We start from the raw sequence: 17,206 nt of genomic DNA on the forward strand, positions 1-17,206 counted from the left end.
AGGGTTGATAGTAATTGGATCATAGTTCATAGTAATATAAAGCGATGAACCATGAACTATCAACCAAAAACAAACAACAATGCTGTTGTTTTCTCTTACATTCAATCACTTCTTTCAATAATATGTCATTGTTCAGGCGAAAGGCCAAAGGATAGAGGCAAAAGGTAAGAAAACCTTTGACCTTTTACCTTTCAGCTTTCACCTCAACAAAAGAAATTCAGGTGCCTATATCGGCGGTGTCTACCTCTTCCCATTCCGAACAGAGAAGTCAAGCCCGCCAGAGCCGATGGTACTGCGGTAAAACGTGGGAGAGTAGGTCGGTGCCACCCTTTATCACTTTCAATAGTGCAATAATCGCAAAAGCCTTAGCTAATAACTAAGGCTTTTTGCGTTATTAGGGCTTTGAAGAGTCCTTCATTTCAATCAGAAACCACTCATCATTCCCCAATCAACCACTCACCCCAAACCCGCGTTGGGGATAGGAGCGAATATCGGCCTTGTGGCTAATGCCCGTGCAGTATGAGCGCATAGCCCGGCCGCAGGCAACGCCCAAAGAAATCATTGTTGTATTTAACTTTACATTGGCCCGCTCAGTTGCCGCGGGTTGGCTTTGTTCTTTTTCTTAACAAAATGAACAAAGTCCGAGCGATAGCAAGATAACGAACACCATCACCAATAAACATTTCATTACCATATTATTTTGCTATTTTTAAAGTATATACCTAAACATATGCTTACAGCAGAACAAGCCGCGCTTTGGCAAAAGATCCTGGATTTTCAATTGGATGATCCTGAAGCTGCTTTCAAATTTTCCGAACGCCTGGCGCGCGAGAATGGGTGGGACTTAGTTTATACCCGTAGGGTGATTGCTGAATACAAACGTTTTATTTTTCTTTGTTGTATCTCCGAACATGGTGTAACACCTTCCGATGCTATTGATCAGGCCTGGCACCTGCATTTAACTTTTACCCGCTCATATTGGATAGATCTTTGCCGTGGCACACTCGGAAGGGAGATCCATCATAATCCTACTAAAGGTGGAAATAGCGAAGCAGTAAAGTATGACACGTTTTATACTGATACCGGCCAATTATATTTTAACTGTTTTAACGAACAGTCGCCTACTGATATCTGGCCTGGAAACGAAGTCCGCTTTAAAGAGATTAATTTTCAACGAGTGAACCTGGATAAATACTGGCTTATCCGTAAACCTCGACGAATTAAAGTATTGTTGCTGATGGGGTTGTTGATCCTTGTTTCATGGATATGCATACAGGCCTCAGATAATGATATTTTTATATTAATTTTCCTGGTACTGTTTGTTGGTGTTACCATATTAAGTTATCATAGTGAAGGGCGCAATGATGATAAACGGGACCGTGACGGTAATGGTGGTGGGACTGGTTGTAGTACCGTCGGCTGCGGAGCTGATGGTGGTTTCGATTCGGGCCATCACGGACATTCTGGTCATGGGTGCCATAGCGGTGGGGGCAGTGGATGTGGAAGCGGTTGCTCAGGGTGCTCTGCTTCAGGATGTAGTGGTTGCAGCAGCCATTAAGTTAGTCAGCTACCTAATGCCTCAAAAATCTCAGCCGAGAGCAATCCGCTTCCACCTCCAAAATGTTGTACGATCTTAATTTCTGGTTTTTCATTACAGAAATATTCGTTCAGTTTAACTTCCGATATCTCATCAACCCCTCCACCTAATAACACCACTTTAAAGTCTTGGGTAGGGAACGCCGCAATGGCTTCCTCATCGGTGAGGCAGCCAGTTGCGTTCCAGTCAGGATTATTGTTTACTAATCTCACTACTGTGGCTAATATTTCTGGATGCCGGCCAATTACCAGTATCTGTTTCTTTTCCATGATCTTAAAATTTCATCGGTACATCAATCAACAAAAACTCAGAATCTGTACCTGCTTCAACGGTAAATTTGTCGGCATCCCAAATACCCAAAGCATCGCGACTATTTAAAGTTTCGCCATTAATAATCACTTCGCCGCTTAACACAAACGCATAAACGCCGTTGCCTTCTTTTTTAATAGCATATTCAGTACTTATTCCTTGATCAAATTTGCCCAAATGGAACCAGGCATCCTGGTGGATCCATACACCCGCGTCATCAGGATTGGGTGATAATACCTGTTGCAATTTATTATGACGGTCTTCAAGATTTAGTGAGATCTGATCATAACGTGGTTCTACGTTTCTTTTATTAGGGTAGATCCAGATCTGCAAAAATTTCACTTCGCTGGTACGGTCAAAATTATATTCGCTGTGGAAAATTCCGGTACCTGCACTCATGGCCTGGATATCGCCGTTTTTGATAACAGCCACATTGTTCATGCTATCCTTGTGTTCCAGATCTCCTTCCAGCGGAATGGAAATAATTTCCATATTATCATGCGGATGTTTGCCGAAACCCATACCTGGATCAACTGTATCATCGTTTAATACCCTCAATGCACCAAAGTTCATACGCTGTGGGTTGTAATATCCTGCAAAACTGAATGATTGAAAGCTGTGCAGCCATCCATGGTCTGCATGTCCGCGAGTGTTAGCTTTATGTAAAACGGTTTGTGCCATTGTGTGTTTCCTTTAAATTGTAATACAAAGTTAAAGGGAGGTGGGCTGGCGGCACTTGATGTAGGTTAAGAAATTAACAGGCACTAATTATGCGAATTGAATTGGCACGAATTTTAATTGTTCTCAATTCGTGTCAATTCGGTTGAATTAGTGTAATTCGTGCCTATCTTTTCCTCACCATCTCGCCCTTCATCCGGCTAAAAAATTCGGGGGTTACACCAATATAAGATGCTATTTGTTTTTGGGGCAAGTGATCGATCAATGTGGGGTAACGCTTGCAAAAATTATTATAACGTTCTTCGGCAGTTAAGCTTAAACTATCGATCAACCTCTGCTGGCTGGCTACCAAAGAATTTTCGGTAAGGATCCGGAAAAAATGTTCAAACTTTGGGATTTGTGTGTATAGTTTTTCCTGATTTGCTTTTGAGAGCAGCAGTACATCTGTATCTTCCAATGCTTCGATATTCTGGATACCGGGTTTTTGCGAAATTAGACTATACATATCGGCAATCCACCAGTCGGCAGGGGCAAAGTTTAACACGTGTTCGATACCACTTTTATCTACGGTATAGCCTCGCAAACAACCGGCCGTTACAAAAGCCGAATACTTGCATACTTCACCATAAGTAAGCAAAAACTGTTTGCGTTTTATTTTTTTAGGCTGTAAATAAGCCGTAAAAATTTCCTGTTCTTCGCGGGTTAAGTGGATGTGTTTTTCGAGATTGTTAAGTATCAGATCAAACGGCATATGCAAAAATGTGGTTTATTTAGCTTATTTATCGAAGAATGGGCAATTAATCTATCCTGTTTTTTACAGGTACAGGGCATTATTTAATAATTTTTAAATTAGCTTTATCAACCGCAGGTAAGCCATGCCAAAATATGCGCATGTTATGCTTATAAAGCGGTATGGATAGCAAAAAATTATCAATATGATTGTGAATGGCTTTTTAACCAAGGCCTGAAGCATAAACAAATAAACCTGGAGCGCATTACCAATTACTGCGTTAATTGATTTTAAAGATAAGTTTTATGGTGAAAAATTATTTTTTAACGATCTGCCTGTGTGTTATTGTTGCTTCGTTTGTTGATGCGCAGCAGAAATTTAACGGTCTTGATGTTGGGCTCGGCAACCTTTACCGTACTTCTGATGCTAAAACACGGTCTATTAGTCCCGAAAATTTTACCGGCGAGAAAGGTAAAGGTGGCATGGCCACAAACGGCACCGGCGCCAACGCATCCCGCGACTTAGGCCAGACCTGGAAAGTAAGCCCGAGCGTTGTTATCAAAAAGCATACAACTTTTACCGTTGCCGAAATTAACGGATCGGGCGCTATTCAGCATATCTGGATGACACCTACCGGTAACTGGCGCTATTCCATAATCCGTTTTTATTGGGACGATGAAACTACCCCATCCGTGGAGGTGCCGGTGGGCGACTTTTTTTGTATGGGATGGGGTAAATATGCACCGGTAAGTTCCCTCGCAGTGGCGGTTAATCCTGGCAGTGCATTTAATTGCTACTGGCCAATGCCGTTCCGCAAAAAATGCCGCATCACTATGGAAAATATCGACGATGCGGATATGGTGCTCTATTACCAGGTTGATTATACCCTGACAGATGTGCCTGAAGATGCCGGGTATTTCCATGCGCAATTTCGCAGGGTAAACCCGCTGCCGTATAAAAAAGATTTTGTTTTGGTGGATAGCATTAAAGGCAAAGGGCAATACGTAGGTACTTACATCGCTTATGGCTCAAACAAAAATGGCTGGTGGGGCGAAGGCGAGATCAAGTTTTTTATGGATGGCGATACCAAATTCCCTACCATAAACGGTACTGGTACGGAGGATTATTTCTGCGGATCATATGATTTTGATACCCGTCACAAGGATGCCGAGGGTAAAGAGAAACCCGGAACAGAATACACCGAATTTTGCAGCCCCTACAGCGGCTTACCGCAGGTGATCCGCGGTGACGGGCATTACAATATTGCGCAACGTTTCGGCATGTACCGCTGGCATATTGTAGATCCCATTCGCTTTGAAAAAAGCCTTAAGGTTACTATACAGGCATTGGGCTGGCGGCATGATGGCCGTTACATGCCCCTGCAGGACGATATCGCTTCAACCGTGTTCTGGTATCAAACCGGCGAACATGGCCCTTTCCCTAAATTCCCCTCAAAAGACGAACTGGAAGTAAACTAATGAAACTATATAAACTTGCCAAAGGCAGCCTATTGCAACATAACGGTTCATCATATATTATTGATGATGAATGGGATAAACTGATCAACCGGGATGGTTTAGCGGCTTACCTGGAATCGATCACTGCCGATACTACGGCTTTAAGCGCCGAGGTGGAGAATGAATATCTGAACGGCAATATTCTGCCGCCTATTGGCAGCCAGGAAGTATGGGCCGCCGGCGTAACTTATTTACGTAGCCGTGATGCCCGTATGGAGGAGTCAGAAACAGGCGCAAGTTTGTATGACAAGGTTTATGACGCAGCCCGCCCTGAGCTTTTTTTCAAAGCGCTTGCACATCGGGTATCCGGGCACAACGGCGAGGTTTACATCCGCAAAGACTCGGATTGGGACGTGCCGGAGCCTGAGCTTACACTATTTGTGAACAGCGATGGTAATATCCAGGGATATACCATTGGCAATGACATGAGTTCGAGGAGTATTGAGGGCGAAAATGCTTTATATCTGCCGCAGGCTAAAGTTTATGAAAAAAGCGCCGCGCTTGGGCCATGCTTATATGTTACTTCATCGGCAATTCCCGGCGAAACGATGATCAGTATGAATATCAAACGCGACGGAAAGCTGGTTTTTGAAGATGAAACTACCGTATCGCGCATTAAACGTTCTTTTACCGAACTTACCGGCTATTTATATAGTGAATGTGATTTCCCTAACGGATGCTTTTTAATGACGGGTACCTGCCTGGTGCCGCCGCCAGGCTTTACTTTGCAAGCCGGTGATGTGGTGGAAATCAGCATTGATCATATTGGCACAATGGTGAACGTGATTGGCTTAAACCCAAAACATAAATAACCGGTATCATGCAGCTTTTAAAAAAGTCATCATTAGTTTTGCTGATTGCCAGTTTGGCTGCATGCACTATGTATAAACCACCTGTGAAAAGAGGAAGTTTTAAATATGACGAGGAGTTTCTGCGGAAGAGGGACGATAGTCTGATAGTTTTAAGTGACGGTGGCTTAGGAATGGTTATGGTATCTCCAAAATATCAAGGCAAGGTATTTACATCAACAGCAGAAGGCTCTTTCGGTAAAAGTTTCGGTTGGATCAAATACGAAACTTTCGACCAGAAACAGCCCGACCCGCATATGAATGCCTTTGGCGGGGAAGACCGTTTATGGCTCGGGCCGGAAGGCGGGCAATTTTCGCTTTTCTTTAAGCCCGGCACTAAAATGGAGTTTGCCAATTGGCATACGCCGGCTGCCGTTGATAATGAAAGCTGGGAACTCATTTCAGCTTCGGATAAAAAGGTATCGATGAGCAAAAGCACGCATCTGCAAAATTATGCCGGTACCGAATTATCAATAAAGCTGGAGCGGGATGTGGAGATCATGGAGCCAAAAGCTATACAGCAGGTACTTGGTATTGATGCCGACACATCGGTAAAGGCAGTAGGCTTCAATACGCTGAATACTATCATAAATACAGGTGATAAGGCCTGGGATAAAATAACCGGTGCGCCATGCCTTTGGAATTTAGATATGTTTACCCCTTCGCCAAAAGTGGTGATCGTAGTGCCATATAATGAAAGTGCTACCGGTAAAATAGCTACCACCAATTATTTTGGCGAGATCCCGAAAGACAGAATCACTTATAAAAACGGCATCCTGCTGTTTAAGGCTGATGGAAAAAGCCGTGGCAAGCTGGGTATTCCACCTCATCGTGCAAAAAATATGGCTGGTAGCTATGATGCGGAGAGCGATGTTTTAACCATCACGACGTTTGATGTGGATAGCACAGCATCCTACCTAAACCAGGAATGGAAAACAGATACTGCGCCTTACAGCGGCGACGCGGTAAATGCTTATAACGATGGCCCACTGGCAGATGGTAAACAAATGGGGCCCTTTTATGAGATAGAAAGTGTATCACCCGCCGCGTTCCTGAAGCCGGGCGAAAAGCTTACACATAAACATAGTGTATTCCATTTCACCGGTAATAAAGCCGCATTAAATAAAATAGCATTAAAAACGCTGGGGATTTCGTTAGATGAGATCGCGACCGCATTTAAATAACAGATCAATATACAACCAACCAATAAATACTCAATGTCAAAAAACAACGCCCTGTTCGCAGTAGCATTAATTACCTCCCTGTTCTTTATCTGGGGGTTCGCGCTCAATCTTAATCCGATACTAATTCCACACTTAAAAAAAGCCTGTCAGCTTAATGACCTGCAATCCTCACTGATCGATTCGGCATCCTATATTGCCTATTTTATATTACCCATTCCGGCCGCGCAATTCATGAAAAAATATGGCTACAAGGGTGGGATCATTTTAGGTTTGATACTTTTTTCAACAGGAGCATTCCTGTTTTTCCCTGCTGCTGCGGTGCGTAACTACGCGTTCTTTTTAGCAGCGTTATTCATCGTATTTTCGGGAGCGGCCTTTTTGGAAACAGCCGCTAATCCTTACATAACGGTATTAGGTGATCCGGCTGGTGCTGAAAGAAGGATCAACTTTTCACAATCATTTAACGGATTGGCTGCTACCTTAGCTCCGCTTGTAGGTGGCAATTATATTTTATCGGGCAAAGTGTTAACAGATGCGGAATCAAGCAAAATGTCGCCCGAGCAGCTGAATGAATATCTTAATCATGAAGCATCGTCTGTACAAATTCCTTTTGTGGTAATCGGCGCAGTGGTGCTTGTAGTTGCATTCTTAATTTATCGTACGCACTTCCCGCCAATTGTTGAAGAAACCAGTGAAGAGGCAGTTAACGACAATCGTTCGCTTGGTGTAAGGATAAGCGAGCTACTGCACGTGAAAAGTTTAAGGGCCGGTATCTTTGCTGAGTTTTTATATGTAGGGGCACAGGCTGGTATAAGTAGTTTCTTTATCCGCTATTCAGAAAAAGTAGCCGGATTTGCCGAAAAACCGGCTTCTTTTTATCTCACTATCGCTTCTGCGGGTTTCATGGCAGGCAGGTTTATTGGTACATTGCTCATGCGTTATTTTAACCCGGTTAAACTGCTTATCACTTATGCGATTATTAACATTTTCCTGATAGCTATGGCCGTAACACTAAAAGGCGAAGTAGCGGTTTACGCGTTAATGTGTACCTGGTTCTTTATGTCGATCATGTTCCCAACTATTTTCTCGTTAAGTATCCGTGGACTTGGTGCTAAAACCAAATTAGGTTCGTCGCTGGTAATTATGGGTATTGTAGGTGGCGCTATTTTCCCGGTAATCATGGGTAGGGTATCTGATGCCACTCATAGCATTCAGTGGGCTTATGTTGTTCCGGGTATTTGCTTTTTTGGCATCCTGATCTTTGCTATCAACAACCATAAAGTTAAAAAGCTAACCTTATCAGGTTCGCATTAATATTTGATCTATCTATTATAAAAAAATGAATTTACAACTTACAGATAAGGTAATTATTGTTACCGGGGGGGCCAAGGGCATAGGCGAAGGCATAGTGAAAGTGTTAGCTGCTGAAGGGGCTATCCCGGTTATAATAGGCCGCGGTGAGGCTGATAACCTGAAAACGGTTGAAGCTGTAGAAGCAGCAGGACATAAGGCGTATCAGGTAGTAGCCGAACTTACTGATCCCAAAGCATGCGAAAACGCAGTGAATAAAGTTATAGTTAAATTTGGCCGTATTGACGGATTGGTAAACAATGCCGGGGTAAATGATGGAGTCGGCCTGGAAAGCGGCGACTACGAAGGTTTCATGGCATCGTTACATAAAAACGTGGTGCATTATTATCTGATGGCGCATCACGCCTTGCCCGAACTAAAAAAATCAAAAGGGGCTATCCTTAACATTACCTCAAAAACTGCTGATACAGGTCAGGGTAATACTTCGGGTTATGCGGCATCAAACGGTGGCCGTAACGCGCTTACCCGCGAATGGGCGGTTGAGCTTTTGAAATACGGCATCCGCGTAAACGCACTGGTAGTAGCCGAATGCTGGACACCGCTTTACGCTAATTGGATCAAGACCCTGCCCGATCCTCAGGCAAAACTGAAAGAAATTGAGTCAAAAATTCCGCTGGGTAACCGGATGACTACTGCTGAGGAAATTGCCAATACCGTAGCGTTTTTATTGTCGCCGGTATCAAGCCATACTACCGGTCAGCTAATTTATGTTGATGGTGGTTATGTGCATTTGGATAGGGCTTTGGCCAATGCGTAAGTTTTATTAAGCACGCAAGGCGCTAAGTCGCCAAGATTTTTGATACAATAAAAAACGTCATTGCCAGAAAGGTAATGACGTTTTTTATTTGTTGGTAGTTAGTATGAATTTATCTACAACGAAAACCCCTTCAAATACTCTTTTCCCTCCGTACCCCAATCTTTCATGGCGTTTTGCAATATAGTCATGAAGCTCTTGTTAGTGGCTGCTTTGCCTTTTTTGGGTGCTGTTAATGATTTTTCGTCGATAGGCTGTTCGGTAACTTTAGTGGCAAACCAGGTTACGTTTTCGTGCGGGAGGGCTACGCCTAATATCATCCCTGGCAAGCCATTAAATGATTCGGGACCGCCAGAAACAGGAATCTCTTCGGTATAAAAAGCTACTACATAAATCGAATCAAGAATCAGGCCGTTAGCCCGACGACATGGATAGCCGGCAATTTCACGGGTTTCGCCGGTAAGTTTCCATTTGATATGACGGGTGGTGTCTTTCACCAAAAAGGTTTCTTCAAATACACTTTTTTGGCTGATGCTCAGTCCTGTATTAAAGTCAGAAAATACGGTGCTGTTTTGAGCTGTCATCATTGGCTCACTCCAGTAACCGGCTGTTGGTGTTTCCGGTTCAATAGGTGTAAACAGCGTTTGGTAATTGCCAAATTTCAGGGTGCTTTTTAATACCTTAAACTGGGGTTTGTTTTTTTTATATTGTTCATACCTGGGCTGGTACCACATTTCGTTATCTTTATTAATGGCTTTTTGCAGCATAGCCCATACATTTGAGGTTTTGTTATACTCAATGGTACCGTGAAAAGTAAAATGCTTATTGCCTTGCGCAAGCAAAAAGTTCGCACTTAATAGCAATATGGTTGTTAAGGTTAAAATCTTTTTCATGATAGGTTATTTTTTAGGTGCACCGCCTCCAACTTTGTTAAAATCCCAGGTGAGGGTGAACATGAAGTACCTCCTTATTGTGGTGTAACGTTCTTGCGTAATGATGTTTGATGCACCGGTACGGTTATAACCGGTATTTTGATTTAACAAATCATTGCCCGAAATGGTTGCTTTCAGCGCGTCTTTAAAAAATGTGCGCGCTATATTGGCATTTAACAGGAAGCGCCTGAAATCTTGATCAGGGAAAGATTTTGTCGGAGCGTTATAGGTGTAGTTTCCATCCGATCCGATCTGGAATTTTCCTGGAAGGTAAATGTTGAAGCCCCCGTTGGCGTTAAATCCGCGTCCGTTATTATTTAGCGCGGAATTTAACGATGATGAGTTGATCGTGTAGGTAGGGCCCGCCGAAATCCAGGCATCGTACTTTTTCTCTTTATATTTAGAAAGCCGGATACTTCCCGAATAGTTATATGATTTGGTTTTGTTTAGCGTATCATTCTGGAAGTTATAGTAGCTACTACCGTTAGCTGATAGCTCGAAACCAGCGTTAATATTTATTCCCGGTATTTTTCTTTCAAAATAGCTATTTGCCCAAAAAGTGCTGGTTGAGTGGTTTTTTAAATTTGATGGCTTATAGGTAATAACACCAGAAGTATCGCGTACAGCATTGGTTACAATGGGGTTACTGGTTGTTGAGTACGAACCGCTGATCCAGATATATTGATTGCTGATAACTTTATACGAGTTATAGCTGATGTTGTAACGGTTGGTGAATGACGGTTTCAGGTCTGCATTACCTGTTTGTATGTTCAATTGGTCGTTATTTATTCTAACCGGTTGGATCTGATCAATGTTGGGTTGCGAAGTATTGCCATTGTAGCTTAAACGAATGCTTGATTGCTTGGTAAATTTGTACTGGAAGCTGGCTTGCGGGTACCAGTTGGTGAAATTACGTGTTAAATCAGGTGTACGACCAAATTCATCAACCTGCTTGAACTTAACTCCGGCTATTTTGGTACCAAAGTTAAATGTGAATTTTTGTTTCTGAATGTTAAATACCGCGCCTCCCTGGTTTGATAATTGGTTTAGTTTATAATCGCTGCTATAAATGCTATCTAAAACCGAATAAATACCAGCTGTGGCAGATGGTTTATTGAAGCTGCGCCTATCGTTGTTAGCATTATTTACTGCTATCATATAACTCAAAGCCAGCGTAAAATCTTTAGCGAGAGGTTCGGTATAAGTTATATTAGTGCTGATATTTGTGCTTTGGGTTTTATTAGCTTTATACTGATCGGTAACTGTATCCCTTAAATGTTCACCGTTTGCCGAATTGTAGTAACCCAGAGTTGATTTCAGGAAGCCTTTCGAGTCACTTTCATTAAGGCTTGATCTGAAGTTTACCGATAATGTGCGGCTTTTCTTTTTGAATTTTTTGGTATAGAAGGCACTGGCATTAAATACCTTGCCGTCAACATTGGCGCTATTATCCTGATCGTTGGTGTTGGTAAGGTTGCCGTTTAGAAGGCGGTTTTGTGTTTGGAACGAGCTTTTGGTATCGCTTTGTCTTAAAGTTCCGTCGGCCGTAACTTTTAGGTTCTGCATCGAATCGATCTTTAACTGGTAATTCAGGTCGAGTTTTTGGCGAAACAGGTAATTGTGATTTGTTTGATCGGTGTTAACAGTTGTAATATTACCAGGAAAGTTATTTAGTGTTTGAGTGTTCTTTGTCCCATCAACCGTAAGTGACCCTATTTTATAATTGGTATTTAAAGATTCCTTATCGCCGTTCCATTTGGTATCATAATGTACGCCACCAGTACGCGCTATCGGTTTACCTTCGCCATCATATCGGCCACTAAAACTATCAAGATCATCACCTCCGCCGCTATAGAAGTAAAAACCACCATCGTCGCTCATTTCCATGCCGCTACCGCCGCCATATTTGTTATTATCTTCCCAGCCTAAACCTGTTTTACCGTTATTGCCCAGCGTACCATAAACTGAAAACTTCTGCTTTCCCTTAAAGCGGTTAAATAAGGCCTGCCCCTGGTAATAGCCATCGGTACCTATACCGCCGTCAAGCTTACCAAAGTAACCGTTCTTTTTATCTTCCTTAAGTTTAATGTTGATGGTTTTGTCTTTCACGCCATCATCAATACCTGTAAAGGCAGCCTGATCGCTCTTCTTGTCATAAAGCTGTACTTTATCTACCATATCGGCGCGCAGGTTTTTGGTAACCAGGGTAGGGTCATCTCCAAAAAACTCTTCGCCATCAACCAACACTTTTTTTACCGTTTGGCCTTGTGCCGTGATCTTGCCGTCTTTATCCACCTCGATACCTGGCAGCTGTTTCAGGAGGTCTTCAACTTTTGAGTTAGGCTGGATATTGTAGGCTGCAGGATTAAACTCGGTGGTATCGCCCTTAATTTTAATGGCTGCCGCTTTTCCTTTTACAATTACTTCCTGTAAAAGACGCTCTTTAAGCAGCATGCTGATGCGGCCGAAATCGTGTGTGGTGTGTGCGGAATCTAAGGTGAAATGCTCTACAAAATCTGCATAACCGGGGTAAGTGGCCAGTACAATGAACTTGCCCTTACTTAAATTGTTAATGGCAAATGTACCATCCTGTTTAACACGGGTAAATTTTTGAAGGATAGAATCTTTAGCAGTTATAACGCTGATGCTTGCGTTGGCTAATTTAGAATTAGAAACGGTATCGGCTATAATTCCTTTAATGCTGTAATTGGTTTGGGCTGATAAGCTTACTGTGCCCACAAGAAATAGCAGTACTCCAATAATTGTGATTTTCATAAGGTCGATTATGAAAGCCAAAATATAACTAAATAGTTAGTTGTGCAAGCGATTTAACATTTTATACTGTAGATTTAACATTTCATCGCCAAAATTTAACATTTTGTCGCGGATGGATGTGTTAAATATGGGAGGCTGTGCACGGGCGTGGACTCGTACACCAATAATGGCGCTGGTGATACTGATCGGGATGGACTCCAATAAAATTATTGCGGGTTTGGTCTAATTGCACATTGATCGGCAAACAGACGGCCGAAATGATGAAAATCCCCCACCTGAGGTACTCAAAAAATGTATAATTTAGCACATTATTCTAACCTGTAGCGCTGTTCTGATCAGCAAGTTTAAACATGTATTATAAATGGTGGGAAAAAGTAAGGTTTTAATGCTTTCAAAAAGGGCATGTAAGCTTGTATTGCTTTTTATTATACTGCTGTCTGCAACTGAGAGCAGGGGGCAGGGATTGCAGTTTGGTTCAAATGACAGCCTGATGAGCAAGCGCACGTCTTACCAGGTTTTTAAGGATGATCTGCCAACTTTTCATGATCAGCTGGTGATTGGTTTCGACCTTTCATTGTGGGATAATCAGCACCTTGGCTATATTTTAAACTTAACCGATGATAAGGGAAACTCCTACAGCCTGAGTGCGATTTACAATCATGGTTCGTTCCTCAATTTCAATATTGATAGCCGGAGTAATAAACTCAGCATCCCCCTTGCCGATACTATGCTGAAACGGCGTAAATGGTTTAAGGTGATAGTTGATCTTGATCTCAAAGGCGATAAAGTAGGCATATCCATAAACGGAAAATGGTACCGGGCTGTGGGATTGGGTTTTAACGGTAAAATAACCGCGAAGATCACCTTTGGCAAAAACGAACATTATTCGGATGTGCCGAATATGGCCATTAAAAACCTGGTTGTCAGCAATGATGATAAATCCTATACCTTCCGGCTTAGCGAATGGACCGGGAATGATGTTTTTACGATTGACGGAGATAACCTGGGGCATGTTGATAACCCTGCATGGCTTATCAACGAGTCATACTTTTGGAAACAAAAATTCATACACACTTTTAATGAGGTTGCGGGGATCAACTTTAATGAAAAAAATGAGCAGTTCTTTATCTTCAAAAGCGATTCCCTGATGTTTTATGATGCCGGGCGGGATGCAGTAGGAACAAAACCATTCAAAAATAAACTGGCAGTACCCTTACACCTGGGCAAAAGTATTGTAAACCTTAAAGAAAATAAATGTTACATATATGAAGTGCTCAGAGCCCCGCAGCCCGCTCCAAGTATAGCTTCCTTCAACCTCGACAGCCTTAACTGGGATTTTTATGGTAAATCGACCATAATGGAGCAAAGGCATCATCATAATATTTTTTACGATAAATACTTTAATAACTTTTACCTGTTTGGCGGGTACGGGTCGTTTAAATACTATGATAACTTTTTTAAATACGATAAAGCTTCAGATACCTGGCAAAAGCAAATCTTCACCGGCGATGTGATCAATCCCCGGTTCTTTTCGGCTGCAAGTACCGCCAACCAAAACAACGAAGTTTACATTTTTGGCGGCTACGGCAACCAGTCAGGCAACCAGGTAGTAGGCGGGATGCACTATTATGACCTCTACCGGGTTAACCTGGATAAGCATAGCATTAAAAAACTCTGGGAGATCAAGCCGGATGAAGAAGCGTTTGTACCAGCCAATAATCTCATTGTATCAAAAGATAAGCAGTTTTTTTATGTGCTATGTTATCCGCACGAACGGCCTAAAACGAGTTTACGTCTGTACAAATTTTCAATAAAAGATGGGTCGTACCAGGTAGTAAGCGGTACCATCCCGGTTGTGTCCGAACGGATAGAAACAGACCATAACCTGTTTTACAATGCTAAGCAGGATGTATTTTATTGCACTACCCAGGAGTTTGAAACACCATCCCGGTCTACCATAAAAATCTTTGCACTTACCGCGCCGCCCGTGAGCCAGGAGGCATTTGTGGCCGCCCACCAGCCCAAAAGCAAATCTTTTACTTTATACAGGATATTGGGTGGCGCGTCTGCATTTGTATTGTTATGCGGGATTGTCGTGTTTTTCTTAAGGCGGAGAAAGGATAACGATGAACCCGTTACTGTTAACGAAGAGCGTATTGCCGAACAAAAAATTGAAACTGAAACAGGTAACAAAGCCAACGCTGTTTACCTCCTGGGCGAGTTTACTGTTTATGATAAAAATAAACGGGATATTACTTACCTGTTCAGTCCCAAGATCAAGCAGCTGTTTATTCTTATTTTGTTAAACAGCCGCGAAAAGAATGGTGTGGTATCAAAAAAAATTTCCACTACGCTATGGCCGGATAAGGATGTGGTCAAAACTAAGAATATCCGTGGTGTGACCATCAATCACCTTCGCAACATACTTTCGGATATAGATGGCCTGGAACTTGCCTTTTTAAATGATACCTATAGTTTTATTAGCACCGAAGATTTTTATTGCGATTATTTTGTGGTGAGAGAGGCACTTAAACAAACTAATATTGGTGAACCATCTGCGTTCAATTATCTCGACTTAGTTGCCCGTGGCGGGCTGTTGCAGCATATTCCTGAAATTTGGCTTGATGATTTTAAACAGGAGTACGAAGAAGCGCTGATGCCGGTTATTTTGCCGGTAATAAAAAAGGCTTATGATGCTTTTGATTATAAAAAAGCACTGGAGATCTCACGTATTGTGTTGAATATCGATCCTTTTAATGATATCGGCATTAAGTTTAAGCTCAAAGCCCTGCGCCGTACCAAAGGTATTGAACATGCCCGGAAAATTTATGAGGAGTTTAGCGTCGAATACGAGAAATCATTAGGAGAAGAATACCCTGTTCCTTTCGAAAAAATCTGCTCCAATAAGTCTGATCAACGTTGATCATAAGCTTAAAAAGTTGCCATTAATGCCCTCTTTAAGGGAAATGAATGTTTTATGAATAAATTCTACTAAATATATAGATTTAATAGAATATTTATATATTTGCAACAGATTAGTTTACAAATGGGGTTCATTTTTAAACTAAATGGCAGGTGCTGGCCGGCAGCAAACGGATGGTTCGATTCCACCCCTGCACCTCTTCTCCTCTCATGATTTATGTTTTATAATTGGTTAGCAAAAAGAGTATTCCTGCCCATCAGGAACTCTTTTGCCTTTTTGGGGAGCAAAACAAATTGTCATTTCGACGAGGTACGAGGAGAAATCTTGTACTACATGTCAGGCAAACTATTCAGGTTGGATTAACAAGCCGTATAAGATTTCTCTTTCGCCCCAACGCTCAAGCCTTTGGGCTCTATCGAAATGACACCGCTTTTTAATTCGGTATGAAAAATGTGCAGGGCGGCAAATTTTAACCAAAACAAGTCTAATTTCCCATTTTCCAGGATAAAATACTTATTAAAAAAATTTAAAAAGTTCTTTTAATTCAAATTTTGTTTTAGTAAGTTTGTATTGATAATGCACAGCATATTATTATACGCACTTTACTTTACCCTCATGTCGGTGAGGATAAACATTTTTGTTAATTGGTTTGATAAAAATCCTCGCCCTTGGCGGGGGTTTTTTGTATAGCGACTTTTTAAACTTTAACATATAACATATAGGTTCTGAGAAAATTATGGCACGATTAAATTTATTGGAAGAGACACGTTACGAGAAGTTACCGGTAAGCGTTTACAACAACCAGCAGGAAGCCTCAGTGGCGGTAGCGAACCGGATAGCAGATCTGATCCGCGCAAAACAAGCCAAAGGTGAAAAAGCGGTATTAGGGCTTGCCACCGGTGTAACCCCAATAGGGGTATATGCCGAACTGGTAAGACAGCACAAAGAAGCAGGCTTGAGCTTTAAGAATGTGATCACTTTCAACCTGGATGAGTACTACCCGATGAAGCCCACAGCAGTTCAAAGCTATGTGACTTTTATGTACGAAAACCTGTTCAGCCATATTGATATAGATAAAGCCAATGTGCACATCCCTGATGGCACTTTGGATAAAGACGAAGTTGTTGCGTTCTGTTTAGCCTATGAAAAGCAAATAGAAGAATTGGGCGGCTTAGACCTTCAGATCCTGGGTATCGGTCGTACAGGCCACATCGGTTTCAACGAGCCGGGTTCTGCACCCAACTCAGGTACCAGGATGGTAACGCTTGACGACCTGACCAGGCGTGATGCTGCCCGCGATTTCGGTGGTAAAGCCGACGTGCCAACCAAAGCCATTACCATGGGGATCGGTACCATCTTCAAAGCCAGGGAAATCATCCTGATGGCCTGGAACAAGAAGAAAGCGCCGATCATCAAGAAAGCGGTAGAAGGAGAGATCTCGGGCGAAGTACCTGCCACTTACCTGCAATTATCACAACATGTGGAATTTGTATTGGATGCAGATGCTGCATCAGAACTGACCAGGTTTGATACCCCGTGGCTGGTAAAAGATTGCGTGTGGGATAACCAGTTAAAGAAAAAGGCTGTG

13 protein-coding genes and 1 rRNA gene are annotated in these 17,206 nt (G+C 42.3%); 9 read left to right on the forward strand and 5 right to left on the reverse strand.

Annotated features, from left to right (window positions below; genetic code table 11):
* Positions 1–217 precede the first annotated feature (217 nt).
* Together rrf and BLS28_RS31095 are read left to right on the forward strand one after the other, a co-directional pair.
* Positions 218–329: ribosomal RNA gene (gene rrf, locus BLS28_RS30220) — 5S ribosomal RNA — on the forward strand.
* Between the two features lie 401 nt (positions 330–730).
* Positions 731–1,558 (forward strand): glycine-rich domain-containing protein, encoded by an 828-nt coding sequence (locus BLS28_RS31095; protein ID WP_176844615.1) that lies wholly within the window; start codon positions 731–733, stop codon positions 1,556–1,558.
* Between the two features lie 5 nt (positions 1,559–1,563).
* Here BLS28_RS31095 and BLS28_RS30230 read toward each other — a convergent pair whose 3' ends face one another.
* The 3 genes from BLS28_RS30230 to BLS28_RS30240 form a co-directional block, all read right to left on the reverse strand.
* Entirely contained in the window at positions 1,564–1,866 is a 303-nt protein-coding gene (locus tag BLS28_RS30230; protein WP_091176560.1) for a hypothetical protein, read from the reverse strand.
* Between the two features lie 4 nt (positions 1,867–1,870).
* A complete protein-coding gene (locus BLS28_RS30235; RefSeq protein ID WP_091176563.1) occupies positions 1,871–2,587 on the reverse strand; it encodes a pirin family protein in 717 nt (238 codons plus the stop codon).
* 163 nt (positions 2,588–2,750) lie between these two features.
* A complete protein-coding gene (locus BLS28_RS30240; protein ID WP_091176565.1) occupies positions 2,751–3,335 on the reverse strand; it encodes a Crp/Fnr family transcriptional regulator in 585 nt (194 codons plus the stop codon).
* A 284-nt stretch (positions 3,336–3,619) separates the two neighbouring features.
* Here BLS28_RS30240 and BLS28_RS30245 point away from each other — a divergent pair, with 284 nt between their 5' ends.
* The 5 genes from BLS28_RS30245 to BLS28_RS30265 are packed head-to-tail and all read left to right on the forward strand — an operon-like array spanning position 3,620 to position 8,991.
* Complete coding sequence (locus BLS28_RS30245) at positions 3,620–4,792, forward strand: glycoside hydrolase family 172 protein (RefSeq protein WP_091176567.1); 1,173 nt, start codon at positions 3,620–3,622, stop codon at positions 4,790–4,792.
* Positions 4,792–5,643, forward strand: a complete 852-nt coding sequence (locus BLS28_RS30250; RefSeq protein WP_091176569.1) for a fumarylacetoacetate hydrolase family protein — start codon at positions 4,792–4,794, stop codon at positions 5,641–5,643. Before BLS28_RS30245 ends, BLS28_RS30250 begins: the two co-directional genes overlap by 1 nt.
* An 8-nt stretch (positions 5,644–5,651) precedes the next feature.
* Positions 5,652–6,863, forward strand: a complete 1,212-nt coding sequence (locus tag BLS28_RS30255) for a DUF6786 family protein (protein ID WP_091176571.1) — start codon at positions 5,652–5,654, stop codon at positions 6,861–6,863.
* A gap of 33 nt (positions 6,864–6,896) precedes the next feature.
* Positions 6,897–8,177, forward strand: coding sequence for an L-fucose:H+ symporter permease (fucP, locus tag BLS28_RS30260; protein ID WP_090534993.1), 1,281 nt, complete (start codon positions 6,897–6,899; stop codon positions 8,175–8,177).
* 25 nt (positions 8,178–8,202) lie between these two features.
* Positions 8,203–8,991 carry an SDR family oxidoreductase gene (locus BLS28_RS30265; RefSeq protein WP_091176575.1) on the forward strand — a complete coding sequence of 263 codons (789 nt, stop codon included), beginning with the start codon at positions 8,203–8,205 and terminating at the stop codon, positions 8,989–8,991.
* A 113-nt stretch (positions 8,992–9,104) separates the two neighbouring features.
* On the opposite strand, the gene BLS28_RS30270 is transcribed toward BLS28_RS30265, so the two are convergent.
* Together BLS28_RS30270 and BLS28_RS30275 are read right to left on the reverse strand one after the other, a co-directional pair.
* Positions 9,105–9,881: a GLPGLI family protein gene (locus BLS28_RS30270; RefSeq protein WP_091176577.1), complete on the reverse strand. Its 777-nt coding sequence runs from the start codon at positions 9,879–9,881 to the stop codon at positions 9,105–9,107.
* Positions 9,882–9,887: 6 nt separating this feature from the next.
* Entirely contained in the window at positions 9,888–12,695 is a 2,808-nt protein-coding gene (locus BLS28_RS30275; protein WP_091176580.1) for an outer membrane beta-barrel family protein, read from the reverse strand.
* Between the two features lie 361 nt (positions 12,696–13,056).
* On the opposite strand from BLS28_RS30275, the gene BLS28_RS30280 reads away from it, so the two are divergent.
* Entirely contained in the window at positions 13,057–15,618 is a 2,562-nt protein-coding gene (locus BLS28_RS30280) for a Kelch repeat-containing protein (RefSeq protein ID WP_091176583.1), read from the forward strand.
* A 736-nt stretch (positions 15,619–16,354) separates the two neighbouring features.
* Positions 16,355–17,206, forward strand: an 852-nt coding sequence (nagB, locus tag BLS28_RS30285; RefSeq protein WP_091176586.1) for a glucosamine-6-phosphate deaminase, incomplete at its 3' end; no start/stop codon positions are given.

The organism is Mucilaginibacter gossypii (assembly GCF_900100945.1).
Taxonomy (GTDB): domain Bacteria; phylum Bacteroidota; class Bacteroidia; order Sphingobacteriales; family Sphingobacteriaceae; genus Mucilaginibacter; species Mucilaginibacter gossypii.